We start from the raw sequence: 20,881 nt of genomic DNA on the forward strand, positions 1-20,881 counted from the left end.
GAGGTCATCGTGGCCGATGATTCTGACGCGCCAGTCGTATTCGGTTGGGACGCTTCCGATTTCGACTGGGAGCGTGGCGCTAGGCCGGACAACGTCTTTGCCGCAGCGCGAGAGGGTATCCGCTTCTTTACGCACAAGATCACTGAGTCGGCCGGCGTTGTGCATTACCGCGCCGGCGAAATGGTGCGTGCCGCTGTGGCCGCTGGAATCCCGATCGTGGGTTTCTACGTCGTACCCCGCACCCCCGGTCCGTCCATTGCCGCTCAGGTCGACTTCGCGATCTATCAAGCTGACCGACAGATGCCGGAATGGCGCACTCTGCAAGGCTTTTTCTGGCAGGTCGATCTGGAGCACTGGAGCTACGATCAGGTCCACCCGCAACACGGCGTGGCGATGGCCGAGCTACTCCGAGCCAAGACCGGCAAGCGAGCGATTCTATACGCCCCGAGGTGGTCGTATGGCAACTCGATTCCCGGCGACGATGTCTTGTGGGCGAGCAACTACGGCTCGGACCCATACATACATTTCCTGGAGGCTTACGCCGCGGGTGGCGGAGACAACCATCCGGGTTGGGCCCCCTACTCCGGGCGGTCTCCGGTGATCCTCCAATTCGGTAGCCGGACAACGATCGGCGGGCAGCGCATATGCGACGCCAATGCTTTCCGCGGCACGCTCGACCAATTGCGTGCCCTGATCACAGGAGATGACGAGATGAGCTGGGATGAGCAGCTGGAGCGGGTAGAGGGCGAGACGCTACCCACGGGCAAGGTTCTGCCGGCCGAGCAACGCACCGCCCGAACGGCGCTGGCATTCGCACTGCGCCACAGCTACAGCGGCAGGCAAGCCTCTGAGGAGACGCTCCGCCTGACCCGCCAGCTGCTCGCGTCCCAGGCGGAGAGCGCCACCCGCGAGTCTTCGATGCTCGCGGCGATCCGCGCGCTGGCCGAAGGCGGAGGCGTCGAGGTGGCGCCGATCGTGGACGCGGTCCGTGCCGAAGCCCAGGCAACTCGGGACCTGGTGGAGCAGCGCCACCAGAGCGAGATGGCGGAGCTCACGCGACTGCACGCCGAAGAGCTGGCTACGACGGTGGCCGGCCTGCAGGCGCAGCTTGACGCGCTGCGTACGACGGACTGACGCTCATGGGCGAGCCGTCACCGGTGGTGGTCCTGATCGGCCGGCGCCCACCGCACGAGGTACTCCTGTTGGCGGTCAGTATTCCGCTCGGCCTGGGGATGCTGACCCGCGCGCCGGCGCCGGCGTCCGTCATCGCGCTCATGCCGGCCTGGGTAGTGGTCGCCTGGGCTACGGCGCTGATGCTGTCGGGCATCGTCGGGGTGGCCTCCGCGGTCTGGACTGGCGACATTCTGCGCGCGTTGTGGGCCGAGCTCGGCGCGCTGCTGCTCGGCGCCGGCGTCTTCGCGACCTACACCGCGGCGGTATTCGTGAGCGCCGGCATGCGCGCCTGGTTCAGCGGTGGCTTCATGGGCGCCTGGGCGGTGGCCAACCTGATTCGGTGTGCGCAGATCAGGCGCGAGGTGCGACGGCTCACCGCGGGAGCGAGGCTGCCATGAGCGCGGTCGACTGGCCGGCGGTGCTCTCGGGCGGTCTAGGTGTGGCCATCCTGGGCGCCGTGGTGGCCATCGTGCGCGCGGTGATGGGCCGGCCGCTCGTGCAGGCGTCGGCCGCGGACCAGATCTCCACGACGGCTCTCAAGCTCATCGTCGCGGCCGAGCGTTCCGCGGAGAGAGCCGGCCAAGAGGCAACCGACGCTAAGCGCGAGGCGACCGATGCCAGGCGCGAGGCGACCGACGCTCGACGCGCGGCCGACGAAGCAGCCCGAGAGGTGCGCCTGCTCAAATCCGCGATCCTGGCGCCCACCGCGACGCTTGAACGCCTCCGCGAAATGGTGGGCGAGCCTGGCGCCAACGGATCCGCGGGGGTGAGGGTCTAATGCTCGGGCGGACAGTCGATGTTGTGCGCCTTCGTGGTGCGGGCTCCGTCGCAATCCTTTACACGGCAAGAAAACTTAGTCGTCATCTTCCTGCATCGGGGGCAGCGTCCCCAACCGTTGTCTTCGATCGGGTGGCCGCGGTAGCACGCCTCTGGTGGCACAAGCTTGATGCCCTGCTCGCCCCAAGGCACATAGTCACCCTGGTGAAGCTCCCAGTCCTTCGGTCGCGGTCCCATGTCCGGAGGCTATTAGAACAACCGTACTATTGCAAGGAGAAAGACCATGTCAACAGGCGTCGATCCAGCCCTCAACCCCAATGCCGAAGAGCCGGCGCTGTCGGTAGGCGGCATCACCATGGTCGGTACAGCCGCGCTCGGCGTGGTGGCCGCCCTCGTGCCCATCCCCGTCGCCACCAAAGCGGCGGTTCTCGGCCTGATAGCAGCGCTGGCGCCCATCGTGACCGCGTTGCTGGTGCGACGTCGAGTGTATTCGCCGGCGACGGTCACGCGGATGCTCAACGGCGACGGGCGGCGCTGACACTCACTCCGGTCTAACCAGACACAGAAGCAAATCGGCCCGCTCTCAGCCTTGGAGGGCGGGCCGATCTACATGTTTCACGTGAAATCCGTTGCGCTGTCCGGGCTGCCGGTCACGCCGCGACAGCGTCGAAAAGCCCCTCCCTCTGCCTTGGTGCTTTCTTGGCGCGCGTCGTTGGTTTGACTGTCCGGGCGTCCGGACGCTCTACGCGGTTGCGTGCGTCCTGAATCGTTGAGCTGGGAACGCCTGTCGCCTGCTCGATCTCGCGGACTGTCATTCCCTCCGCATACAACTTGTCGAGGTGCTGATCTATCTGCTCGTCGATGATGGCCAACAGGCGCCGCACGATCTCGCGCCACTGCAGCAAATGATGGGTGCGGTCTAGTGTGTCCGGCATCCCGGACAGTGCCTTTAGCAGAATGTCAAAGACGGTTTTCGCTGTGTTCATGACTTCCTCCCCTTGCCGGTTCGGGTTGTCCGGCGGTCCGGACGGTGGGCGCTACTGCTGAGGTATGTAGAGGGTTTTGGGGTTGGCCACCGCGTCGTAAGCGTCAGCCTGACCACCGTGGTAAACCGCTACCAACTCACTAAAAAGCTGGTTGGCCAAATCGGCCTGCATTCCGAGAGGCGTGAGTTTGCCTTCGTTGCTGATGTAGCGGCCGATGAATGCATATGCGCGGGTCTGCAATTCCCTCATGTCCATTGCTTGATCCTTTGGTTGGTGGGAATGGATAGCACCACCCGGCGACGCTCCTCACGGCAATCGCCGGATGGGCCTAGCGCCTGGCGGGTCCGCTCCGAGGTGTCCGCCAGGCGAGGCGTTTCAAGCCGCGGTGATCCCCGCGGCACGCTCAAACTCTTCGCGGGTCTGGTAGGCGTTGCTTGTCCTCGGGTCTGCGTACCAGGCGACGGTGATACCGAGCTTTGCCGCAGCCTTGACCAGAGTCCGGTAGCGGCGAATTGCGGTTTCGTTCACGCCACCGTTGGAGCCGTCAGCGGTGAGGTTGGAGTAGTTTTCCGCGATGCCCGTTTTCGTGCCACGGCTAGGGTCATAGCACGTGACCGTGGTGAGCTTGGCTGTTTTCGGGAACAGTGCGGCGAATTGCTGAGCCTGCTCCAGTGTGGCGAATTCAGCCCGGAACAAATAGTGACAGGGCATCGAAGCGTCTTTGCGGTGACGCCAGTATGCTTCGATGTTCAGGACCGGTGCTGTGAGCCCGTTCATTGCTTCCTCCAATGTGGATTGGGTGCCGAGCCTGGGGGAAGTCAGGCTCGGCGGGCTGTGTCAGTGGCGGTGGACTAGGCGGAGGAATTCCGAGGCGTCCCATGAGGCGCCTTGGTGTCCGGGCTCCTGCTCGCGCTCGGTGATGGCGCTCTGTGCCTCGCTCATCGCCATCTGGGCGGCTATCCGTGTTCCGTGTGTCTTCGCCAGCTCGGCGATCCTGTTCTGCATCTCGCTCATGAATTTAGCGTAACACGTTAAATAGGGGAGCGCAATTAGCGTGTTACTTAATTTTCGACCCATCCGCGCTTGATCCAGTCGGACCGGACGCCACCAACCGAGACGAGCGCGCCATTCTTGGTTTCGCGGGTAGCCTTGCCGCCCTTGCGTTGCCACATGACGTAGAGCGTGCCGTGGTCGTTGTGCTCGGCGATTGGCTCGAAATCCGCAACCCACGTGTAGGTGATTGGGCTAGGGCGAAACCCGACGATCTTCTTTGCACACTCAAGCCCAACCGTTGAACCGTCACTGAGAACGGCGATCCAGCGAAGGCCGGTCCTAGGGCAGGCCGAGCATTCGCCTTGAAACTCCCGGTCTTCGATCTTCCAGATCATGGGCTTGGTGTTTGTCATGGATTTAGCGTAACACGTTAAATCGCATTGGGCAATTAACGTGCTACTCTAATTTCGTGACCGAGACGAAGAGGGGCCGCGGCAGGCCTGTGACCACTGGGACTCCGCCCGTTCGAACCCTGCGTGTCGGTCCAATCTGGGACAAGGCAAAGGAAATAGCCGACAAGCGAGGCGACAAGATGGCGGACGTCGTCGGGCCACACGTCGAGCGTGGGCTACAGGATTACATCGACGAGCACCAGGACGAAGTTTAGTGATGGTGCCCCGCATGGGTTCGGGGCACCATCACCGGCCATCACCGTCTGTCCACGGCAACCGGTCTGAGTCCGGGCCGTCCGGTGAGGCCTCATCCCGCTCGCGTTCTCAGCCGCGGGCGAGGAAGGATCCGAAGTTCAAGCGTGAGCCAGCTACTGACGTCGTCGCCCATCTGGCGGACGCTCGGCCTGCAGCGCCGCGTATAGCCGCGCAAAGTGGTCGCCAGTCTTAAAGAGCTCATCGCACAAGGTGGCGAACGCTTCCGACGGATACCTTGTGGCGCACTCGATCCGCGAGACGATGGTCCGGTGTAGGCGCGCGTGCCAGGCTAGGCGCAGCATCGTCATTCCAGCGGCCAGCCGATGCCGGCGCACCTCCGCTCCGAACCGGTGGCGAGCGGAGGCCTCAGGCGTCAAGGGCTTGAGATGGTTTGGCATTGGGCTACTGCGTGGTGAGGTCGAAATAGACCGTGCTCGTGCCGTCGAGCCGGTAGACCCGACCGACGTAACCAGGGCACGGCTCGGCGGTGGCGGACCACCAGACTCCCGCTGGTGGCTGCGAGGTGAGCTGCGCGCTCATGTGGGGCGCCTCAGCCGGCTTCCACTGATGCCCCCACCGCAGGGTGTACACCGCCTGCTCGGGCAGCGTGACCAGCGCCTCGATCTCGTAATCCACGGGTCCGGGCACATCGAGTCTCCAGCGCTCTGATTCCGGCCGGTCCTCCGCACCCACCTCCCAGAATCGCCAGCGCGCGTCGACAGCTTCGGCCACACCAGGGCAGTGAAGGGCCAGAGGTGCGAGATCCGTTTGCACAGGGCCGATCTCGTGCTCGGGTGCTGGTGCGGTCAGCTCGACCACGGCCACGGTGACCGTAGCTAGCGCGAGCGTCGCGACTCCCCCCATCGTCAGCAACAGTGTCTTTACCTTCATCGGTGCTTCCTCCAGCGGCGGTATCTCGGGCGCGATCGGATCCACGCCGAGCGCCTGACGCGTAGGCGAAAGGCGGCTCGGTGCCCTTCGCTGATCGTGCGGATGTCCTCATAGGTCGGCTTGCCGCCGCGGGCGCGCAGGACTCGGTGGGTGCGGCATTGGCAGGGGAGGCGCCGGCGCGCGTCCTGACGGTCGTACTGCGCTACTTCGGCAGGCGACCAGGTCCGCATGTCTGTGTTTGATCGGGCGAGCGTCAAACGAACCGCCGATTGATCCGCGTGCGGCGACCGCTGATCCGCTCTCGGAATCGTTGCAGCTCTCCGTCTCGGGCGAGCACAATCGCGGCGAGCTCCTCCGCTTCAGCGAGCGTGTTCGGCGGAATCCCCATGGCTAGCTCGACTTGGGTGGACGCCGGGCTTGGCTGTTCGTTGACTGGCACCGCAACCTCCAATGTCGTGATTGGACCTTGACAGCGGCACTCGTGGAGTTTGGGGAGTCCACGAGTGCCGCGTCGCCGCGCCAGGCAGGGCGAAAGCAAGGCGCGACAAACCCGCCGGATGCGGGAGCTACTTGGACCCTTGACGTTCTTGGTCCCAACGGTGTTCACAGGCCTTGCAGAACACACCTGGCTTTGGTTCGCCGCCTAGCCGCTTCTCGGGCAATTGCTCCCCGCACAGCGCTTTGCCCGGGCGTAGCCGGTCGGCGATGTGACCTACATTGGCCGATGCGGTCATGCTCGTCACCGATCCCCAAGGTGTGATAACCAGCGACGGTGCCTGGCCATCTCCTCGAGCGGATCCCAGTCGAGCAGGCCTGCTAGGGCGAGATCTCCCCGGGCCTCGCGGAAGGGTAGGCATTCGGCGCGCCCGTCGATCGGGCAAATGCCTGTGATCGGGTCATGCTCGTGCTCGCGCAGGGTCCGCCACGCTTCCTCGATGTGCGTGGGCGGAAATGACAGCTTGACCATCGCCATTGTCATGGGATTGGCTCCTCGGGCGTGGCCGGGCGCACGTAGCAATCAGTGCCTCTGGCTGCGGCGAGGCGAGCAGCTTCCGCGACGGATGCTTTCCTCAGCCTGGCGCGACAATCCGCGTCGTGCAGCTCGGCCCTGATTCGCTGACGCAAACAGATACGTCGGAGTTTCAAGGCCACCAATGCGGTGATGAGTCCTGCCAACGCTATAGCCGCTTCCCGTACCCACATCGCGACACCTCCATCGGGTGCACCGGCCGCGGACGGAGACCACTCGCGGGCCGTCCCTGAGCGTGTGTGGACCGCCGGGTAGCAGGTTCCGGCCCACTACCCGACGCATCGTTGCGCAGCCCCGAGTATCATTCGGGTCATCCAACTCATTCGCATGAGTCGGATGACCGATGTTAGACCGAGGGCAATGTGTCGCGCAACACTTCGCGGTACTTTGTGGACAGGAGTTGGTGATCCGCTTTGGAGGGTTCGTTGAGTCGGCCGATGTACGAAGGGCTAGCGTCCGAATTGCTGGAGCATGTTCAGTCGCTCAGCCCAGGTGACCGACTAGCTTCCGAGCCGGCACTCATGCAGGAGTTCGACGCCAAGCGCGGCACCCTACGTGAAGCGCTGAAGATGCTTGAGCGGCAAGGCTTTCTGCGATCGGTTCAGGGCAAGGGCTGGTATGTCACCGAGCGCAACCCGGTCACCTGGTACGCCTCATGGCCCGAGCGCGGCGGGGAGACCGATCTGACGCCTTCCGATGCGTGGGCCCGTGGCGTTCGCGAGCAGGGCCGTACTCCGACCGAGGACCCTATCGAGGTGGCGGTGCTCATCGCCGAGCCACGCATTGCGACCAGGCTAAATCTTGAATCTGGCGCTTACGTCGTCGCACGCCGGCGGCTACGGTATGTGGACGGGGTAATCAACAACTCCAATGACACGTACTACCCGAAGACGTTGGTTGAGGGTACGCCGATCTCGCTACCCGGAGACATCGTGCCAGGCGTCTACGCGGTCCTTGAAGAGCTCGGGCGTGGTTGGGTGAGCGCCCGTGATCAGAAGGTGGCCAGAGCGGCGACGTCGGCCGAGGCGGTGCGATTCGGCATCACGCCGGGCGATCCGATGATGGAGACGCTTCGCACGCGATACGACGCAGAACGGCAACCCGTGGCGGTCACAGTGGTTGTGGCGCCGGGTGATCGAACCATCGATGAATATGAAGTGGAGTCATGATGAAGACGCTCAAGCGAGTTGCTGAGATCGCCTACGAGCTCGCCCCGCGAGACTACGCCACCGACGTGGTCAGCTATGACGGGATGAGCATCGAGCTGCAGCCGACCGGGGTTCGCCTGGACAACGACGGAAGCCGGCTCCACTGGGTGTCGATGCACGCCCCCGTCTGGGAGATCGCTCACGATGGCGTGGGCTGGCGCGCGACCAGCGAGGCGGACGCCGGCCACGTCTACCGCCTGGCCGACGCCGGCGCGCCTAAGGGCACGTTCGTCAGCTGGTTGCCCGTCGCCGGCAGTGGTGAGCGCATCGAGCTGAACGAAGGCACCGCCTACGAGCTGCGGTGGGCGAGCAATCCCGAGTCCACGCGCATGGCGCTGTACCTCTCAAGCGTCGACTAGCGATGAGTGATGAAGCGGTCCGTCCAACTTTGGGCGGGCCGCTTCTCTGTATCGCAACGTAACGGGACTTAACGGTTTGCGTTACGGGCTAGATCAAAAAAGCGCCGCACAGACTACCCCCGCGGGTGGACGCTTGAATCAATTCACTCATGTACCGCATAACCGACCGACATCCAGGGAAGCCTTGACGAGAGGGGCTGAGTTCCGGATCGGTCTCCCGCACTAGTTCGTTCTGGCGGATCGCCCCGTGCAGTGGGTGGTCCGCCACAGCCTGAGCTGGAGGCCTAATGAAATTCCGGATCTCGGACCGTTGCGCCTGCCGTCTACGGGCCTGTGGTGGCGGGCTGCTGGCGGCGAAGCTCGGCCTGTTGCTAGTGGGCTGGCCGTGGGTTATTCAAAGACCTATCGCCGCGATGCTCATCATGATCCCGGTGTCCGCCGGCGGCACGCTGTTGCTCCTTCTGGGCGTGGCCGGCGGTATGGCCAGCGCGACTGAGGAGATGCTGGGCGAGCTGCGGGCGGAGCTACTCCGCGCTATCGAGGCAGCATCGAGCAAGAGCTATGCGAACGGCTACGTCGACGGACTGCACGCGCAAGTAAGCCAAGCGCCGCAACCACTTCGCTCAGTGCCCAATCAAAATTAGCCCCAAGATCCAAAGCCGATAACTCACCAGCAACTCATGATCTAGGGGAGAGATCGAAAAAACCCGGCTCCTGATCTCCAGGAACCGGGTTCTACCAGCGGTTTTACCAAGTGGGCGATACTGGGATCGAACCAGTGACCTCTTCCGTGTGAAGGAAGCGCGCTCCCGCTGCGCCAATCGCCCGCAACGGGATCGTACTCTACCACCTTCCCCAGTGGTCGAGTCGCCGCAGGCGATTGGGGCGTGTCAGCGGCCGGCGAGGAGCCGGTTGACGGCTGCGTCTACGTCGAGGTGGTCGGTTTCGCGGCCGCGGGGCACCACTACATAGGTGCGCCGAAGGAACCGGACCAGGACGCTGCGCGGCACTTCGAAAAGCGCGTTGCCGTCGGGTGAGGAGAGGGCGAGGGCGACGAAGTCGCCTCGCGGGGTGGCCCACGGCCAGACCCTCACGTCGCCGATGCCGGCGGGTTCGTCGAGCCCGGTGACTAGTAGCTCGCGGGCGAAGGACCAGCTGACGGCCTCTCCTCCAGCGGATTCGGCGTGGAACAGGACGTGGACGGCATATGGGTCGGCCGGGTCATAGCGCAGGCTTGCGCGGACCGGCAGAGACGTCGCGTCTGGCGCGACGAGCCGCAGTGACGTCTCGACCTCGACGGTCGTAGGACGGATGGCGCTCATGGACGTACTCCCCCCGGCAGTGCGACGAAGCTCACGCGCTTCGTCCTTCCAATACTCACGGTGAACCTCCCGATTACGCTCCGCCATGCGTCGATCTCACCCTGTAGTGGGAAGAGAGAGGCAAAGAGGCTTTTGCACGTGCCCGTAAGAGGTAAAATGCCCTGCTTTGGTCCGTGCGTATGGTTAGTAGGTGCCGCCATGCCCCTCGACACACTCCGGTAACGTCCGGTGATCGGAGTTGGTGACGGTCCGGTTTTGAAGGGGAGTGCCGATGGCCAAAGATCCGACAGAACCAGCCACCAAACCGGGCTTTTCCGACCGGGCGAGGCTCACTCTTCAGGTGATCCGGGCAAATCCCACCGGGGCGATAGCCCTGAAGATTCTGGTAGCCGTTCTGGGCGGTTTGGTAGTCGCTGTCGGGATCGTGCTCATCCCGTTACCGGGGCCGGGATGGGCGATCGTGATCCTCGGCCTGATCATCTGGGCGGTCGAGTTTGTCTGGGCCCGGCACCTGCTCCATTTCACCCGGAACAAGCTGCGCGGGTGGACGTCGTGGATTGCGCGCCAATCATGGCCGGTGCGCCTACTCATAGGGGCTGCGGGACTCGTTTTTGTGACGGCCGTGCTTGTGGCGACACTGCGCTTCAGTTTCGGCGTGACGGTGGCCGATATCTGGCAATACATAACGACGCACTGAGCGCGTTTTCGGTCATTGGGCGCTGGCTGACCGGATGACTTGACCGGAGCTTTAGAAGGAGATGTGATCTGAAGTGATCCGGCCGCGCCCGTCAACCTCCCCAGGTCAGCGCGGCCGGATCCGTATCTGTAGCTGATCAGTCGCTCAGCCTGGGAACGGGCGTAATTCGGTTGGCGCGATCGCTTTCCATCAGCTTTGCGCGGTTATCGGTGAGGCGCACCTTGGCGGGATCAAGGAAATCGATGAGGTCGATAAGTGCCCATTGCGCGTCGACCTGTCGCATATTGCCGATCCAGTCGTGCGTGAGAAATGAGTCCACATCTTTGAGTAATTGGGCGAACCATCGGCGGAATTCGGGATCTAATACGATCCGCTCATCGAAGTCGGGATAGGTCATTACGTCGACGCTGGCTTCTCGGCGCACCATCAATAGCTGGCCGATTGCTTGCTGGCGACCGCGAAATAGCCGGAAATGGGCGTGCTCGTAGCGGGATGAGCCGAAGATTGAGCTGATCTTTTCCAAATGGGCGTTGAAAGTGCGGGTACGCGACTCATCACCCAGGTCGAGGAATCTCAGCTCCCGTCTGATGATTTCCACCCAGCAGAAATATTCGGACAGCGTGTAAACGGTGAAGTGGCGCGCATAGCGCTCTTCCTCAGGATCGCCGCAATATAGGAACTCGTGCAGGTATTGGCCGTTGATGCCGTTGTGCAGCCTGCTTTGGAGGCTGTTCGCGGCCAGGAGCAGCGGTTCCCGGTACCGAGAAATGAGCTCCTCGGTTTGTTCTGCCTTGGTTTCACGGCGCCTTTGCGCCTCAAGAACGTGCTCGAGCTGGCGCGATCGCTGCGCCATAAAGCCCGAAATTATCGCGGCCAGAACGGAAAGCACGGCCGAGGCGATGGCGAGGATGGTGCCAGGGTCCCAATTCACCGGGTCAGTGTGCCCGCAACCGGCACAGTGGACAAGAGCGGGCGAAACAGTTAAGTTCTTCGCCCGGAGGCATTGTCGTCATACGATCCGCGGTTCATGGCGCCGGGGGAGGGGCCATGACATGCGTGGCGACGCATCGTACCCTTGGACGTGGTCACTGTGAGAAGTCGCGGCTGGAGCATCCGAGCCAAGATTATGACCTTGGCGGTGGTGCCGCTCGTCGCTATTACCGGCCTTGCCGTCTTCGGGGTTGCCGCGACCGTTGGTCCCGCACTGAACCTGTTGGAAACAAGCAGGTATGAGCATGCCGTCACCGATCGCGGCGAGGCTCTCATGGTGCAGTTGCAGCACGAGCGGCGGCTGTCCGCCGGGCTGACCCCGAGTGCGCCGGAGCTGATCGAGCAGCGATCGAAGACCAATACTTTTTACGACACCTTTAAGGCGCGGTTCGCCGAGTCCAACGGGCGCGAAGACCTGACGGCAGCCTCTGTTCGCCTGGTAGATGCGTTTATGTCCGGAATGGACAGCCTTCCCGAGATCCGGGCCGACTTTGATACCAGCAAGACGGACCAGATGGCCACCGTCACGCGCTACTCAGAGCTGATCGATTCGGCCTACAAGATGTTCTCGCCGCTGACGCATGTGGCCGACGCCGATCTGTCGCAGGTCGCCCACGGCCTGTTCATCATCAGCCGGACCCGGGAGCTGCTGAGCCGGGAAGACGCGATCATCACCGCCACCATCGCCGACGCGAAGATCACGACCACCGAACACACCCGGATGCTCATCGCCATCGGGGCGCGCCGCCAGCAACTGGAAGAGGCGATCTCCGCCCTCACCTCCCCGCACAAGGAGAACTACGCACGGATCTTCGCCGGCGACTCCTATCAGGCGCTGTACGCGATGGAGGAGTCGCTGGGCACCCTGCGCCAAGCGGGCAAGGTGCCGATCGACGGAAGTGTCTGGCGCACAAGCGCTGACGCGGTTCTCGACCAGATGAACCTCACCGAAGGCGCGGCCGCCAAGGCGGCGGTGACCCTGGCCAACGAGGTCGGCATCGCGGCGTTCACGCGGCCCATCGTGGCCGGGATGATCGGCCTGCTGTGTGCCGCGCTGGCGTTGACGCTCGCGTTGCGCACCGGCCGCTCGGTGGTACGCCGGCTCGACCGGCTGCGCGCCTCCGCCCTTGACGTGGCCAACGAGCAGCTGCCGCGGGCGATCGCGGCGTTGCGCCAGCCGGGGGCGGTGATGACCGATCCCGCGCTCAACGACATACCCATAGTCGCGGTCGGTGTGGACGAGGTCGGCCAGGTCGGCCACGCCTTCGCGGCGGTGCAGCGCACCGCGATCCGGGCCGCGATCGACGAAGCCACCCTGCGCAAGGGGATCAGCGAGGTCTTCCTCAACATCGCGCGGCGGTCACAGGCCCTGCTGCACCGCCAGCTGACCCTGCTCGACCGGATGGAGCGGCGCACCACTTCGCCGCAGGAGCTTGAGGATCTGTTCCGCCTCGACCACATGGCCACCCGCATGCGCCGTCATGCCGAGGCGCTGGTGATCCTCGCCGGATCCGCGCCCGGGCGTGGCTGGCGGCATCCGGTGCCGATCATCGACGTGGTACGCGGCGCGACCTCCGAGATCGAAGACTATGTCCGGGTGAGCCTGGACAGGCTTCCCGACGTGCGCATCTCCGGACGGGCCGTGGGTGACATCATCCACCTGCTCGCCGAGCTGCTGGAAAACGCGACCTCGTTCGCCCCTCCGCACACCACGGTCCGGGTGCACGCCGAGATTGTCGGGAATGGACTCGCGCTGCAGATCGAAGACCGGGGTCTGGGCATGAGCGAGACCGAGCTGGCCGAGGCCAACCTGCGGCTGTCCGACCCGCCCAACTTCGACCCCGCTCACAGCGCCCGCCTAGGTCTGCTCGTCGTCGCCAAACTGGCGGCGCGCCAAGGGGTGACGGTGCGGCTGCGGCCCTCGCCCTACGGCGGCGTGACCGCGGTCGTGCTGGTGCCCGAAGACCTTGTCAGCACCGGCCATGGGGATGTTCCCAGCCAGCCCGCGGTGGCCGCACCGGCCCACAAGGAGCTGGCCGCCAAGCCGTTCACCCAGGACAGGGCCAACGAGACCACGGTGTCCGTGGTGGATGGTCTGCCCAAACGGGTGCGTCGTGCCAATCCTGGGCCGCCGCCGACTGATGAGGGCGAGACAACGGTTACCGTTATAGGCGAAGCGAACACGGTGAACCTGGGTGAGCGGATGCCGACGCAGCGGACTGCCGATGAGGTGCGCTCTCGAATGTCTGCGTTCCAGTCGGGTACGGTACGGGGCCGGGCCCATGCTGTTGGCGGCGTGAGTCCGTCAGGCGACAGCGCGGCGACCCCAGCGCAAACACCACATGACAATGCACCGGGGGCTGCAGAGGAAAGGAGTGCCTGAGTGGGGCCGACAACGACCCGCCACGCGACGGATTGGCTGCTAGATGACCTGCTCGCGCGGGTTCCGCAGACCCGATGCGCGGTGATCCTCTCGGTGGACGGGCTACTCACGGCTACTTCTTCGGGCTTGCCCCGTGACGACGCCGAACATCTTGCCGCCATTGCTGCCGGCTTTTCCAGTCTTGCCAAGGGTGCGGGGGACAGATTCCGCGGGGGCCCGGTGAGGCAGACCATCGTCGAGATGGATCATGCCTACCTGTTGGTAAGCCAGGCGGGCCAGGGATCGTGCCTGGCCGTGCTGGCTGAGCCGGACATCGACCTAGGTGTCCTGGCCTACGAAATGACGATGCTGGCCACCAGGGTGGGCACCCACCTGGGAACCCCGTCCCGGCCTGGCCCAGATGGTCGCTGACCGGTCGGAGTTCCCCGGCGACGACGGCCCGGCCTGGTGGGATCACGAGGCCGGCCCGGTGGTGCGCCCGTACATGGTGACGGGTGGCCGGGTAGAGCCGGTCAGCGCCGATTTCGACCTCATCTCGCACGTTGTGGCGATCACCAGTCTGGCCGCGGAGACCCGCAGCCCCGAGCACCAGTTGATCCTGGGTGTCACCCAGGAGCCGAAATCGGTGGCCGAGGTGGCCGCCCGCGTTGACCTCCCCGTCGGCGTGGTGCGGGTGTTGTTGTGTGACCTGCTTTCAGATGGCCAGATCGCCCGTTACGACCCACCTGATACAGAAGAACTTCCCAATATCGAGACTTTGCAGGCGGTTATCCATGGACTCCGTGCGCTCTGACGCAGCGCCCCCACAAGCGCTCAAGATCTTGGTGGCCGGTGGCTTCGGCGCCGGTAAGACGACCATGGTCGGCGCGGTGAGTGAGATCAGCCCATTGCGGACAGAGGAAGTCCTCACCACTGCCGGAATGGACACAGACGACACGACGGGGGTCGCCACGAAGACCACCACCACGGTGGCGATGGACTTCGGTCGGATCACCATCAACCCATCTCTGGTGCTTTACCTTTTCGGCACGCCGGGGCAGAACCGTTTCTGGTTCCTCTGGGACGAGCTGGCCACGGGCGCCCTCGGCGCGGTGGTCATCGCCGACACCAGACGGCTCGCCGATTCCTTTGCCGCCATTGACTATTTCGAGCAGCGGGGCACGCCGTTCGTGGTGGCGGTCAATTGCTTTGACGCCGAACAGGTCTACACCGATCAGCAGGTACGGGAGGCCCTCGACATCGACGGGCACGTGCCGATCCTGCTGTGCGACGCCCGCGATCGGCTGTCGGTCAAGAACGTTCTGATCACCCTGGTTGAGCACGTGCTGCTCATGGTGCGCTCAGCGGTGCCGGCGGCGTAACGCCGCCGGCACTTTCTGTCGCGTCAGCGCTTGCGGCTCTTCATGATCAGGAACACCACCAGCACGACTACAGCTACTACGACCAGGCAGCAAACTAGGCCGATGGCGCTGCCGAAACCCACCTTCGGACGCTTGCGCAGCTCGTCGGCGACGCCCGACTGCTCCGCCCACGCCGCAGCCGGAATGACAAAGGTGCCCAGAAAACCCGTGACGATGGCCGCCCATAAACCAGAGATGCGAGTCATCGCCTTAGCGTAATGACCTTCCGCCACCCCTGGCCGCAGCCACGGTGTCATGCGCGGCAGCCACGATGGTGGCGACTTCGGCCCAGTCGACCGGCACGTCGAGATAGACCCCCGAGCCACCCGCGATGACCCACATAGGGCGGGCGGAAGTAGCGCTGGGGATCGTCGGCGACGAACGCTTCCTGCGCCCCCCGCGGCTTTGCCGCGCGTTGCCGTGCACGCGCCAGAATTGCAGCTTGTAGGGTGACATTGTGAGTGATCTTGAGATCCGCCCCGCCACGATTGAGGACGTTCCCGCGATTGTGGCGATGCTTGCCGACGACCCGCTTGGGGCCACTCGCGAAGGGGATCCAGGCGATCTCGGGTACCAAATGGCATTCTTGGAAATCGCCGCGGACCCGCAGCAAAAACTGGTGGTCGGGGTGTTCGGAGGCGAGGTTGTCGCCACCCTCCAGCTGACCATCATTCCGGGGCTCAGCCGCAAGGGCTCGAAAAGGGCTCTCATCGAGGCGGTGCGGGTGCGCAGCGATCAGCGTGGAGCCGGGCTGGGCCGCCGGATCATCGGCTGGGCCATCGCCGAAGCGCGCGCCAACAACTGTGTCATGGTGCAGCTGACGACGGACAAGAGCCGGGTCGACGCCCACCGTTTCTATGAGTCACTTGGTTTCGAGAGCAGTCACCTGGGAATGAAACTGTCATTGTGAGACCGCTGCTCATCATCGACGCCGCCAACGTCGTCGGCTCCGTGCCCGATGGCTGGTGGCGCGACCGCCAGGGCGCCGCGGAGAGGCTGCGCGACCGGCTTGCCGCCCAGGCCGACGGCGACACCGACATCGTGATGGTCGTCGAGGGCAAGGCCAAGGGCATCAAATCCATTCCGGGGGTACCGGTGCACGACGCGTCCGGCTCCGGAGATGACGCCATAGTCGAGCTGGTTCGCCGGCACCCAGATCGCCAAGTGATCGTGGTGACGGCCGATCGCGGCCTGCGCGACCGTGTCACCGCGCTCGGTGCGCAAGTCCGTGGACCCTCGTCAATTCGCCCGATTTCATGATGTTTCTTCGCCATACTCGGGTTTATGGCTGGCAAATTTGAGCTCTACACCGACGTCCGGGGGCAGTACCGCTTCCGCCTCAAAGCCGCGAACGGCCAGATCATCGCCGTTGGCGAGTCGTACAAAACAAAATCAGCGGCACTGGACGGCATCGACTCTGTTCGCCGCAACGCGGAAGCGCCGCTGGTCGACCTGACCGAGCAGAAGATGTCGGTCTGAGCGCATCGAAAAAGGGAGGCCAGCGGATGCGGCCTCCCTTGAAACTCTGAGCGGATGACGAGACTCGAACTCGCGACCCTCACCTTGGCAAGGTGATGCGCTACCAACTGCGCTACATCCGCATGCTTGCCATACTTTAGCGGGTATCCGCGACCCGGTGCCACCGGGTTACCCTCTTCGCCGTGCGGACCCCTCGACTCGCGTTCCTGCTTCTGGCTATAGCCTTTGCGGCTTCCTGCGCCAGCCCGCCCGGCTGGCGTGCCGCTCCCGAGCCGGGCCCCGTGCCGACCGCACCAGACGCGGCCGAAGAGATCACTTTCGCCTTCGCCGGGGACTTGCACTTCCACGACCGCACCCGCCGCCTGCTCAACAAGCCCGAGACCGCGGTCGGCCCGTTCAGCGAGCAGCTGCGCGCCGCCGACTTCGCGATGGTCAACCTGGAGACGGCCATCACCGAACGCGGCACCGAAGAGCCCAAGCGCTACCACTTCCGCGCCCCCACCACCGCCTACGCCGCCATCCAGGCCGCCGGCATCGACCTGGTCACCGTCGCCAACAACCATGCGCTCGACTACGGCCAGGTCGGCCTGCTCGACACCATCGACTCCGCGGCCGCCGCCAAGATGCCCATCGTCGGTGCGGGCCGCACCGCCGACGAGGCCTACGCGCCCCACCTGACGACCGTCAGGGGCGTCAAACTGGCCGTGATCGGCCTGTCCCAGGTCTGGGAACTTTCCCCCACCTGGAAAGCCACTGACACCCGTCCAGGCATCGCGATGGCCTTCGACACCGAACGCTCCGCCGCCGCCGTGCGCGCCGCCCGCGCCATCGCCGACGTCGTCATCGTCTACCTCCACTGGGGCATCGAAAGCGGTACCTGCCCGAGCGCCGACCAGAAGAAGATCGCGAAAATCCTCGCCGACGCCGGCGCCGACATCGTCCTGGGCACCCACGCCCACGTCCTGCTCGCCGACGGATTCATGGACAACACTTACATCCACTACGGCCTGGGCAACTTCGTCTGGCACTCCGACGTCCGAGGCACCGACAGCGGCCTGCTCCAATTGACAGTGCGCCCCCGCAACACAGGCAGCAAGGTGGTCGCCCACAAATTCATCCCCGGGGTCACCTCCTCAGCCACCGGCGGCATCCCCCGCCCCGCCACAAACGCCGAGCTCCCGGCCATACAAGCCCGGCTCGACGCCGCCCACAAGTGCTCCGGTCTGGCCGCAAAGCCCACTTCGTAGCCTTTCGACCGTGTGGTCCAGATGACTCGCCGGGCAACCCGGTTGGCGCACGCGTTGCGCGTCGGCTAGAGTTCTCGTCTGTCGGGCGCTCAATCGCCCAGACAAGCGGATGTAGCGCAGTTGGTAGCGCATCACCTTGCCAAGGTGAGGGTCGCGAGTTCGAGTCTCGTCATCCGCTCGGAGAGCCGCAAGGCGCACCACGGTGGAGTGGCCGAGAGGCGAGGCAACGGCCTGCAAAGCCGTGTACACGGGTTCAAATCCCGTCTCCACCTCGTTAGTGCAAGACCCAAAGGGCGATTGGCGCAGTGGGAGCGCGCTTCCTTGACACGGAAGAGGTCACTGGTTCAAACCCAGTATCGCCCACAAGATCAAAAGGTCGCGACCAGCATAAACATCTGGTCGCGGCCTTTTGCGTGCACCCACGCTTGCCGCTGTGGGTGCACCGGTTAGGCGTGGCGCCACCGGGGGAGGCGGCAGGGGTGGCCGGCGTCGAGCCATACAAGGAGAACGGCGTCGCTTCATGGCGGGTCAAGTAGCGCGAAGGGGGCCGCCACGGCTGGGCGATGTCGGTAACCTTCGGCGACGAAGTCCAAGCGGGAAGTTCAAAGGAGCTCGTCGACTAGGCGGGTACCCGAATGCCCGGCCAAGTCGAACCCGGCGCCTCAGGTTTCAGACGGCCTCTCCAAAGCCGCCAAGCGACCGCACGATGGACAGCTATCGCCAGTACGTCCGCGATCGCGTTGACACGCGCTGGTTCGGGAAACTGAGCGCCGACGACGCAGATCAGGACCAAGCGCGCGACTGGCAAGCCGAGATCGCAGAAACTGTCGTTGCGTTGCAGCGTTCCAGCTAAACCGGATGGACAGATGTGGAAGGCTGCAAAATGGGTCGGCCCACCAGCTGTCCACTGTGTACTCTGCCGACTTCTCCATGGTTTAGAAGTGCAAACGGGTCACGAGCCGAGCCCTATCGCGCCACTCCGCCGATCTTCTAACGGTTTTACGCCACATGGATGGCAGGGCACTGACCCGTCTTGCGACGGAGGTCTCAGAGGTTGCACCGATGCTAAGGTATATATCAATGTCGATTGATCGATGTGAGGAGAGCGGTCATGCCCCGAGTTGCTTTACCAACCATTGCGGCCATGCTGACCGCTTGTCTGGTCGTTGGTGGGCTCGCCACGCCCGCATTGGCCGGCCTTGCCGCCCCGGCCGCGCCGACCGGCGTGAATGCGACCAACAGCGTCTCCTCAATCACTTTGACCTGGACCCAACCAGCCACCGGTGTTCGTCCAGCGCATTTTCGGGTGTACGAGGCAGGTGTCGTGGTCGCCCGCAACACCACCACCCGGGTGACTGTGCGCAACCTCGCGTTCGGCAGCAGCCATACCTACCAGGTGACCGCAGTGGACAGCTCCGGCCAGGAGTCGCCGCCCAGCGCGCCGGTGACGCGCAGCGCGTTCACTGGTGGCCCGGTCGCGTGTGGCATCACCGTTCCCAGCGGCTTCGCTTCCACCGAGGTCACTGCGTCATCGGTGTCCCTGTCCTGGTCCAACGCCATTCCGTTCTACGACATGGCGGGCACGATCGTCGTACTCGAAAACTCCACGGTCATCTTGCAAACCACCTTGAACTCGGCCCGCATCGGCGGTCTGGCCCCATCGTCGACCCACACCTACCAGGTCGCCCGGCGCGACTGCACCGGCGGATTGCATGCCAGTGCCCCGCTGACGGTCACTACGGCACCTGGCGACCCGCAGCGGCCCGCACCGCCGACCGGGACCACCGTCGGCGCCCGTACCAACATTTCCATAGCTCTGTCGTGGACACCGCTTCCGAGCGCAGACCCGGCAGTGGCATACGCCGTCTACGAAGGAGGCAGCGCAGTCACGGTCACTCCGTCAACGTCGACTGTCCTGAGTGGACTATGGCGCGACACCGCTCACGAATACAGGGTCGCCGCGGTGGACTCGGCAGGCAACGAATCGGCGCTTAGCGCAGCCGCACAGGCGTCGACCCAGCCCTGCGATAGCCCGCTGCCCAGACCCGTCGGCTTGACCGCTCGCGCGCTGTCGCCATCGTCGGTGGCGCTGTCCTGGACCCACATCGCCCAGGCCACCTCGTTCACCGTGCTCCGGCTGCCGCCCGGCGCCGCACCGGTGTCCGAGGTCACCGTGCCAGGCCAATCCGTCATGGTTACCGGGCTGCCCTCGGCGAGCACCACTCGATACGCGGTGGTCGCGGATACCACCGGTTGCGGCCGGTCAGCGGCCAGCGCCCCGGTCACCGTCACCACCGCGGCCGGCCCGGCCGCCCGCCCACCTCGCCCAGCCGACCTACGCGTTGTGTCCAGCACCCCGAACTTCGATTTCACCGGCACAGTCACCCTTGGCTGGAATCAACCATCAGGCAGCGATCCGGTCGTCGGCTATCGCCTCTACGAAGGCGCTACATTGTTCGCCACCAGCGCCAGCACCAGCTTGACGCTGCGTCTGCCCGGCGGACCGACCCACACCATCAGCGTGGCTGCCGTCGACCCGGCCGGCAACGAGTCCGCTCAAAGCGTTCTACTCGCATTCACAGTGCCGTTCATCCCACCGCCGTAGGACATCGGAGATGGTGTGCGGCGCGCGTCTGCAGTTCCTCGAATTCGAGGGGATGTTTGCGCGTTGGCAAATGTCGATGGGTATGGCGCGTACGGAACGTCGATGTGTTCTTGTGCGTCAATGAGATATGCGCGGTTTTGTGGGTGTCGTCGCGGCGATGGTGTTCGTGTTGCAAGGGTGCCGTCTGGACGGTGGTTCGCCCGCGCCTACCGATAGCGGGTCTGCGGCCGCACCGTCCGGTGTGGCCTCCACTGTGGTGTCGGTGAAGGTCAATGCATCCCAATACGGCATTGGCGCGGTTATCGGTGTGACGGTGGTGAATGCCGGTTCGCAGCCGGTCTTCACTGAGGATCAGAAGGCTGATTGCACGGTGGTCATCTTGTATCGGCGCAGTGGCTCGGGTTGGACCGCCGTGTCCCCTTGTGGCTCGGAGAGGGCTGCGCGCACGGTCAGCCTCGGGTCTGGCGAAGCGCTTGAGGCGTCGATTGACACTATGAGCACCAATTTCGCCGAGCAGCCCGTCGAGCCAGGCGAATATCGAGTCACGTTTGGTTTCCGGTGGCAGGCGGGGCCGGAGGCCGGCGAAGCGGCCAGGGTGGAGTCGTCGGTCTTCACGATCGGCTGAACGGGCCGG

32 protein-coding genes and 5 tRNA genes are annotated in these 20,881 nt (G+C 64.5%); 23 read left to right on the forward strand and 14 right to left on the reverse strand.

What is annotated here, in order from left to right; genetic code table 11:
• Positions 1–9 precede the first annotated feature (9 nt).
• The 4 genes from Rhe02_RS27590 to Rhe02_RS27605 all read left to right on the forward strand — a co-directional run bounded on the left by Rhe02_RS27590 (position 10) and on the right by Rhe02_RS27605 (position 2,488).
• Entirely contained in the window at positions 10–1,134 is a 1,125-nt protein-coding gene (locus Rhe02_RS27590; RefSeq protein ID WP_203911294.1) for a glycoside hydrolase family 25 domain-containing protein, read from the forward strand.
• 5 nt (positions 1,135–1,139) lie between these two features.
• A complete protein-coding gene (locus tag Rhe02_RS27595) occupies positions 1,140–1,571 on the forward strand; it encodes a hypothetical protein (RefSeq protein ID WP_203911295.1) in 432 nt (143 codons plus the stop codon).
• Positions 1,568–1,951: a hypothetical protein gene (locus tag Rhe02_RS27600; RefSeq protein WP_203911296.1), complete on the forward strand. Its 384-nt coding sequence runs from the start codon at positions 1,568–1,570 to the stop codon at positions 1,949–1,951. Before Rhe02_RS27595 ends, Rhe02_RS27600 begins: the two co-directional genes overlap by 4 nt.
• A 282-nt stretch (positions 1,952–2,233) precedes the next feature.
• On the forward strand, positions 2,234–2,488 hold the full coding sequence (locus Rhe02_RS27605; RefSeq protein WP_203911297.1) for a hypothetical protein: 255 nt from the start codon (positions 2,234–2,236) through the stop codon (positions 2,486–2,488).
• A gap of 112 nt (positions 2,489–2,600) precedes the next feature.
• On the opposite strand, the gene Rhe02_RS27610 is transcribed toward Rhe02_RS27605, so the two are convergent.
• From Rhe02_RS27610 to Rhe02_RS27630, 5 genes are all read right to left on the reverse strand, one after another.
• Positions 2,601–2,936, reverse strand: coding sequence for a hypothetical protein (locus tag Rhe02_RS27610; RefSeq protein WP_203911298.1), 336 nt, complete (start codon positions 2,934–2,936; stop codon positions 2,601–2,603).
• 51 nt (positions 2,937–2,987) lie between these two features.
• Positions 2,988–3,191 (reverse strand): hypothetical protein, encoded by a 204-nt coding sequence (locus Rhe02_RS27615; protein WP_203911299.1) that lies wholly within the window; start codon positions 3,189–3,191, stop codon positions 2,988–2,990.
• A 120-nt stretch (positions 3,192–3,311) separates the two neighbouring features.
• Positions 3,312–3,713 carry a hypothetical protein gene (locus tag Rhe02_RS27620; protein WP_203911300.1) on the reverse strand — a complete coding sequence of 134 codons (402 nt, stop codon included), beginning with the start codon at positions 3,711–3,713 and terminating at the stop codon, positions 3,312–3,314.
• 60 nt (positions 3,714–3,773) lie between these two features.
• Complete coding sequence (locus tag Rhe02_RS27625) at positions 3,774–3,950, reverse strand: hypothetical protein (RefSeq protein WP_203911301.1); 177 nt, start codon at positions 3,948–3,950, stop codon at positions 3,774–3,776.
• Between the two features lie 47 nt (positions 3,951–3,997).
• The gene (locus Rhe02_RS27630; protein WP_203911302.1) at positions 3,998–4,342 is read right to left on the reverse strand and encodes a hypothetical protein; all 345 of its coding nucleotides are present in this window, start codon (positions 4,340–4,342) and stop codon (positions 3,998–4,000) included.
• Between the two features lie 56 nt (positions 4,343–4,398).
• On the opposite strand from Rhe02_RS27630, the gene Rhe02_RS27635 reads away from it, so the two are divergent.
• On the forward strand, positions 4,399–4,596 hold the full coding sequence (locus Rhe02_RS27635; protein WP_203911303.1) for a hypothetical protein: 198 nt from the start codon (positions 4,399–4,401) through the stop codon (positions 4,594–4,596).
• A gap of 442 nt (positions 4,597–5,038) precedes the next feature.
• Here the strand turns inward: Rhe02_RS27635 and Rhe02_RS27640 are convergent, their stop codons facing one another.
• The 3 genes from Rhe02_RS27640 to Rhe02_RS27650 form a co-directional block, all read right to left on the reverse strand.
• Positions 5,039–5,527: a hypothetical protein gene (locus tag Rhe02_RS27640; RefSeq protein WP_203911304.1), complete on the reverse strand. Its 489-nt coding sequence runs from the start codon at positions 5,525–5,527 to the stop codon at positions 5,039–5,041.
• 253 nt (positions 5,528–5,780) lie between these two features.
• Entirely contained in the window at positions 5,781–5,966 is a 186-nt protein-coding gene (locus Rhe02_RS27645; protein ID WP_203911305.1) for a hypothetical protein, read from the reverse strand.
• A gap of 300 nt (positions 5,967–6,266) precedes the next feature.
• Complete coding sequence (locus tag Rhe02_RS27650; protein WP_203911306.1) at positions 6,267–6,506, reverse strand: hypothetical protein; 240 nt, start codon at positions 6,504–6,506, stop codon at positions 6,267–6,269.
• A gap of 488 nt (positions 6,507–6,994) precedes the next feature.
• Between Rhe02_RS27650 and Rhe02_RS27655 the strand changes: the two genes are divergently transcribed.
• From Rhe02_RS27655 to Rhe02_RS27665, 3 genes are all read left to right on the forward strand, one after another.
• A complete protein-coding gene (locus Rhe02_RS27655) occupies positions 6,995–7,726 on the forward strand; it encodes a GntR family transcriptional regulator (protein ID WP_203911307.1) in 732 nt (243 codons plus the stop codon).
• On the forward strand, positions 7,723–8,124 hold the full coding sequence (locus tag Rhe02_RS27660; RefSeq protein ID WP_203911308.1) for a hypothetical protein: 402 nt from the start codon (positions 7,723–7,725) through the stop codon (positions 8,122–8,124). Before Rhe02_RS27655 ends, Rhe02_RS27660 begins: the two co-directional genes overlap by 4 nt.
• Before the next feature lie 287 nt (positions 8,125–8,411).
• The gene (locus tag Rhe02_RS27665; RefSeq protein WP_203911309.1) at positions 8,412–8,768 is read left to right on the forward strand and encodes a hypothetical protein; all 357 of its coding nucleotides are present in this window, start codon (positions 8,412–8,414) and stop codon (positions 8,766–8,768) included.
• A 111-nt stretch (positions 8,769–8,879) separates the two neighbouring features.
• Here the strand turns inward: Rhe02_RS27665 and Rhe02_RS27670 are convergent.
• Together Rhe02_RS27670 and Rhe02_RS27675 are read right to left on the reverse strand one after the other, a co-directional pair.
• Positions 8,880–8,951, reverse strand: a tRNA-Val gene (locus tag Rhe02_RS27670).
• 63 nt (positions 8,952–9,014) lie between these two features.
• Positions 9,015–9,446 (reverse strand): SsgA family sporulation/cell division regulator, encoded by a 432-nt coding sequence (locus Rhe02_RS27675; RefSeq protein WP_203911310.1) that lies wholly within the window; start codon positions 9,444–9,446, stop codon positions 9,015–9,017.
• A 271-nt stretch (positions 9,447–9,717) separates the two neighbouring features.
• Here Rhe02_RS27675 and Rhe02_RS27680 point away from each other — a divergent pair, with 271 nt between their 5' ends.
• Complete coding sequence (locus Rhe02_RS27680; protein WP_203911311.1) at positions 9,718–10,143, forward strand: TIGR02611 family protein; 426 nt, start codon at positions 9,718–9,720, stop codon at positions 10,141–10,143.
• A 136-nt stretch (positions 10,144–10,279) separates the two neighbouring features.
• Here the strand turns inward: Rhe02_RS27680 and Rhe02_RS27685 are convergent, their stop codons facing one another.
• On the reverse strand, positions 10,280–11,074 hold the full coding sequence (locus tag Rhe02_RS27685; protein WP_203911312.1) for a hypothetical protein: 795 nt from the start codon (positions 11,072–11,074) through the stop codon (positions 10,280–10,282).
• A gap of 195 nt (positions 11,075–11,269) precedes the next feature.
• Here Rhe02_RS27685 and Rhe02_RS27690 point away from each other — a divergent pair, with 195 nt between their 5' ends.
• Genes Rhe02_RS27690 through Rhe02_RS27705 form a run of 4 tightly spaced genes read left to right on the forward strand, consistent with a single transcriptional unit; the run spans position 11,270 to position 14,877 of the window.
• Positions 11,270–13,516, forward strand: coding sequence for a sensor histidine kinase (locus tag Rhe02_RS27690; RefSeq protein WP_203911313.1), 2,247 nt, complete (start codon positions 11,270–11,272; stop codon positions 13,514–13,516).
• Entirely contained in the window at positions 13,517–13,927 is a 411-nt protein-coding gene (locus Rhe02_RS27695) for a roadblock/LC7 domain-containing protein (RefSeq protein ID WP_203911314.1), read from the forward strand.
• Positions 13,917–14,309, forward strand: a complete 393-nt coding sequence (locus Rhe02_RS27700) for a DUF742 domain-containing protein (RefSeq protein ID WP_203911315.1) — start codon at positions 13,917–13,919, stop codon at positions 14,307–14,309. Before Rhe02_RS27695 ends, Rhe02_RS27700 begins: the two co-directional genes overlap by 11 nt.
• Entirely contained in the window at positions 14,290–14,877 is a 588-nt protein-coding gene (locus Rhe02_RS27705) for a GTP-binding protein (RefSeq protein WP_203911316.1), read from the forward strand. Before Rhe02_RS27700 ends, Rhe02_RS27705 begins: the two co-directional genes overlap by 20 nt.
• Before the next feature lie 23 nt (positions 14,878–14,900).
• On the opposite strand, the gene Rhe02_RS27710 is transcribed toward Rhe02_RS27705, so the two are convergent.
• Complete coding sequence (locus tag Rhe02_RS27710; protein ID WP_203911317.1) at positions 14,901–15,122, reverse strand: hypothetical protein; 222 nt, start codon at positions 15,120–15,122, stop codon at positions 14,901–14,903.
• A gap of 4 nt (positions 15,123–15,126) precedes the next feature.
• The gene (locus Rhe02_RS27715; protein WP_203911318.1) at positions 15,127–15,372 is read right to left on the reverse strand and encodes a hypothetical protein; all 246 of its coding nucleotides are present in this window, start codon (positions 15,370–15,372) and stop codon (positions 15,127–15,129) included.
• 1 nt (position 15,373) lies between these two features.
• On the opposite strand from Rhe02_RS27715, the gene Rhe02_RS27720 reads away from it, so the two are divergent.
• Genes Rhe02_RS27720 through Rhe02_RS27730 form a run of 3 tightly spaced genes read left to right on the forward strand, consistent with a single transcriptional unit; the run spans position 15,374 to position 16,395 of the window.
• Positions 15,374–15,826, forward strand: coding sequence for a GNAT family N-acetyltransferase (locus Rhe02_RS27720; protein WP_203911319.1), 453 nt, complete (start codon positions 15,374–15,376; stop codon positions 15,824–15,826).
• Positions 15,820–16,176, forward strand: a complete 357-nt coding sequence (locus Rhe02_RS27725; RefSeq protein WP_203911358.1) for a PIN domain-containing protein — start codon at positions 15,820–15,822, stop codon at positions 16,174–16,176. The genes Rhe02_RS27720 and Rhe02_RS27725 overlap by 7 nt, the downstream gene beginning before the upstream one ends.
• A 24-nt stretch (positions 16,177–16,200) precedes the next feature.
• The gene (locus Rhe02_RS27730) at positions 16,201–16,395 is read left to right on the forward strand and encodes a YegP family protein (protein WP_239124079.1); all 195 of its coding nucleotides are present in this window, start codon (positions 16,201–16,203) and stop codon (positions 16,393–16,395) included.
• A gap of 49 nt (positions 16,396–16,444) precedes the next feature.
• On the opposite strand, the gene Rhe02_RS27735 is transcribed toward Rhe02_RS27730, so the two are convergent.
• A tRNA-Gly gene (locus Rhe02_RS27735) sits at positions 16,445–16,517 on the reverse strand.
• Between the two features lie 60 nt (positions 16,518–16,577).
• Here Rhe02_RS27735 and Rhe02_RS27740 point away from each other — a divergent pair.
• The 7 genes from Rhe02_RS27740 (at position 16,578) to Rhe02_RS27770 (ending at position 20,872) form a co-directional block, all read left to right on the forward strand.
• Entirely contained in the window at positions 16,578–17,642 is a 1,065-nt protein-coding gene (locus Rhe02_RS27740; protein WP_203911320.1) for a CapA family protein, read from the forward strand.
• Between the two features lie 105 nt (positions 17,643–17,747).
• Positions 17,748–17,820, forward strand: a tRNA-Gly gene (locus Rhe02_RS27745).
• Between the two features lie 23 nt (positions 17,821–17,843).
• Positions 17,844–17,914, forward strand: a tRNA-Cys gene (locus Rhe02_RS27750).
• A 19-nt stretch (positions 17,915–17,933) separates the two neighbouring features.
• Positions 17,934–18,005, forward strand: a tRNA-Val gene (locus tag Rhe02_RS27755).
• A gap of 343 nt (positions 18,006–18,348) precedes the next feature.
• Complete coding sequence (locus Rhe02_RS27760; RefSeq protein WP_203911321.1) at positions 18,349–18,495, forward strand: hypothetical protein; 147 nt, start codon at positions 18,349–18,351, stop codon at positions 18,493–18,495.
• A gap of 291 nt (positions 18,496–18,786) precedes the next feature.
• Positions 18,787–20,247: a fibronectin type III domain-containing protein gene (locus tag Rhe02_RS27765; RefSeq protein ID WP_203911322.1), complete on the forward strand. Its 1,461-nt coding sequence runs from the start codon at positions 18,787–18,789 to the stop codon at positions 20,245–20,247.
• 139 nt (positions 20,248–20,386) lie between these two features.
• The gene (locus Rhe02_RS27770; protein WP_203911323.1) at positions 20,387–20,872 is read left to right on the forward strand and encodes a hypothetical protein; all 486 of its coding nucleotides are present in this window, start codon (positions 20,387–20,389) and stop codon (positions 20,870–20,872) included.
• The last annotated feature ends 9 nt before the right edge of the window (positions 20,873–20,881 follow it).

Source organism: Rhizocola hellebori (genome assembly GCF_016862955.1).
Classification (GTDB): domain Bacteria; phylum Actinomycetota; class Actinomycetes; order Mycobacteriales; family Micromonosporaceae; genus Rhizocola; species Rhizocola hellebori.

Bases quoted from the DNA above. Each gene is read 5' to 3' on its own strand.
- Rhe02_RS27595 (WP_203911295.1), top strand. From the start codon at position 1,140: ATGGGCGAGCCGTCACCGGTGGTGGTCCTGATCGGCCGGCGCCCACCG.
- Rhe02_RS27600 (WP_203911296.1), top strand. From the start codon at position 1,568: ATGAGCGCGGTCGACTGGCCGGCGGTGCTCTCGGGCGGTCTAGGTGTG.
- Rhe02_RS27605 (WP_203911297.1), top strand. From the start codon at position 2,234: ATGTCAACAGGCGTCGATCCAGCCCTCAACCCCAATGCCGAAGAGCCG.
- Rhe02_RS27610 (WP_203911298.1), bottom strand. From the start codon at position 2,936: ATGAACACAGCGAAAACCGTCTTTGACATTCTGCTAAAGGCACTGTCC.
- Rhe02_RS27615 (WP_203911299.1), bottom strand. From the start codon at position 3,191: ATGGACATGAGGGAATTGCAGACCCGCGCATATGCATTCATCGGCCGC.
- Rhe02_RS27620 (WP_203911300.1), bottom strand. From the start codon at position 3,713: ATGAACGGGCTCACAGCACCGGTCCTGAACATCGAAGCATACTGGCGT.
- Rhe02_RS27625 (WP_203911301.1), bottom strand. From the start codon at position 3,950: ATGAGCGAGATGCAGAACAGGATCGCCGAGCTGGCGAAGACACACGGA.
- Rhe02_RS27630 (WP_203911302.1), bottom strand. From the start codon at position 4,342: ATGACAAACACCAAGCCCATGATCTGGAAGATCGAAGACCGGGAGTTT.
- Rhe02_RS27640 (WP_203911304.1), bottom strand. From the start codon at position 5,527: ATGAAGGTAAAGACACTGTTGCTGACGATGGGGGGAGTCGCGACGCTC.
- Rhe02_RS27650 (WP_203911306.1), bottom strand. From the start codon at position 6,506: ATGACAATGGCGATGGTCAAGCTGTCATTTCCGCCCACGCACATCGAG.
- Rhe02_RS27655 (WP_203911307.1), top strand. From the start codon at position 6,995: ATGTACGAAGGGCTAGCGTCCGAATTGCTGGAGCATGTTCAGTCGCTC.
- Rhe02_RS27660 (WP_203911308.1), top strand. From the start codon at position 7,723: ATGATGAAGACGCTCAAGCGAGTTGCTGAGATCGCCTACGAGCTCGCC.
- Rhe02_RS27665 (WP_203911309.1), top strand. From the start codon at position 8,412: ATGAAATTCCGGATCTCGGACCGTTGCGCCTGCCGTCTACGGGCCTGT.
- Rhe02_RS27675 (WP_203911310.1), bottom strand. From the start codon at position 9,446: ATGAGCGCCATCCGTCCTACGACCGTCGAGGTCGAGACGTCACTGCGG.
- Rhe02_RS27680 (WP_203911311.1), top strand. From the start codon at position 9,718: ATGGCCAAAGATCCGACAGAACCAGCCACCAAACCGGGCTTTTCCGAC.
- Rhe02_RS27690 (WP_203911313.1), top strand. From the start codon at position 11,270: ATGACCTTGGCGGTGGTGCCGCTCGTCGCTATTACCGGCCTTGCCGTC.
- Rhe02_RS27700 (WP_203911315.1), top strand. From the start codon at position 13,917: ATGGTCGCTGACCGGTCGGAGTTCCCCGGCGACGACGGCCCGGCCTGG.
- Rhe02_RS27705 (WP_203911316.1), top strand. From the start codon at position 14,290: ATGGACTCCGTGCGCTCTGACGCAGCGCCCCCACAAGCGCTCAAGATC.
- Rhe02_RS27710 (WP_203911317.1), bottom strand. From the start codon at position 15,122: ATGACTCGCATCTCTGGTTTATGGGCGGCCATCGTCACGGGTTTTCTG.
- Rhe02_RS27715 (WP_203911318.1), bottom strand. From the start codon at position 15,372: ATGTCACCCTACAAGCTGCAATTCTGGCGCGTGCACGGCAACGCGCGG.
- Rhe02_RS27730 (WP_239124079.1), top strand. From the start codon at position 16,201: ATGGCTGGCAAATTTGAGCTCTACACCGACGTCCGGGGGCAGTACCGC.
- Rhe02_RS27760 (WP_203911321.1), top strand. From the start codon at position 18,349: ATGGACAGCTATCGCCAGTACGTCCGCGATCGCGTTGACACGCGCTGG.
- Rhe02_RS27765 (WP_203911322.1), top strand. From the start codon at position 18,787: ATGCTGACCGCTTGTCTGGTCGTTGGTGGGCTCGCCACGCCCGCATTG.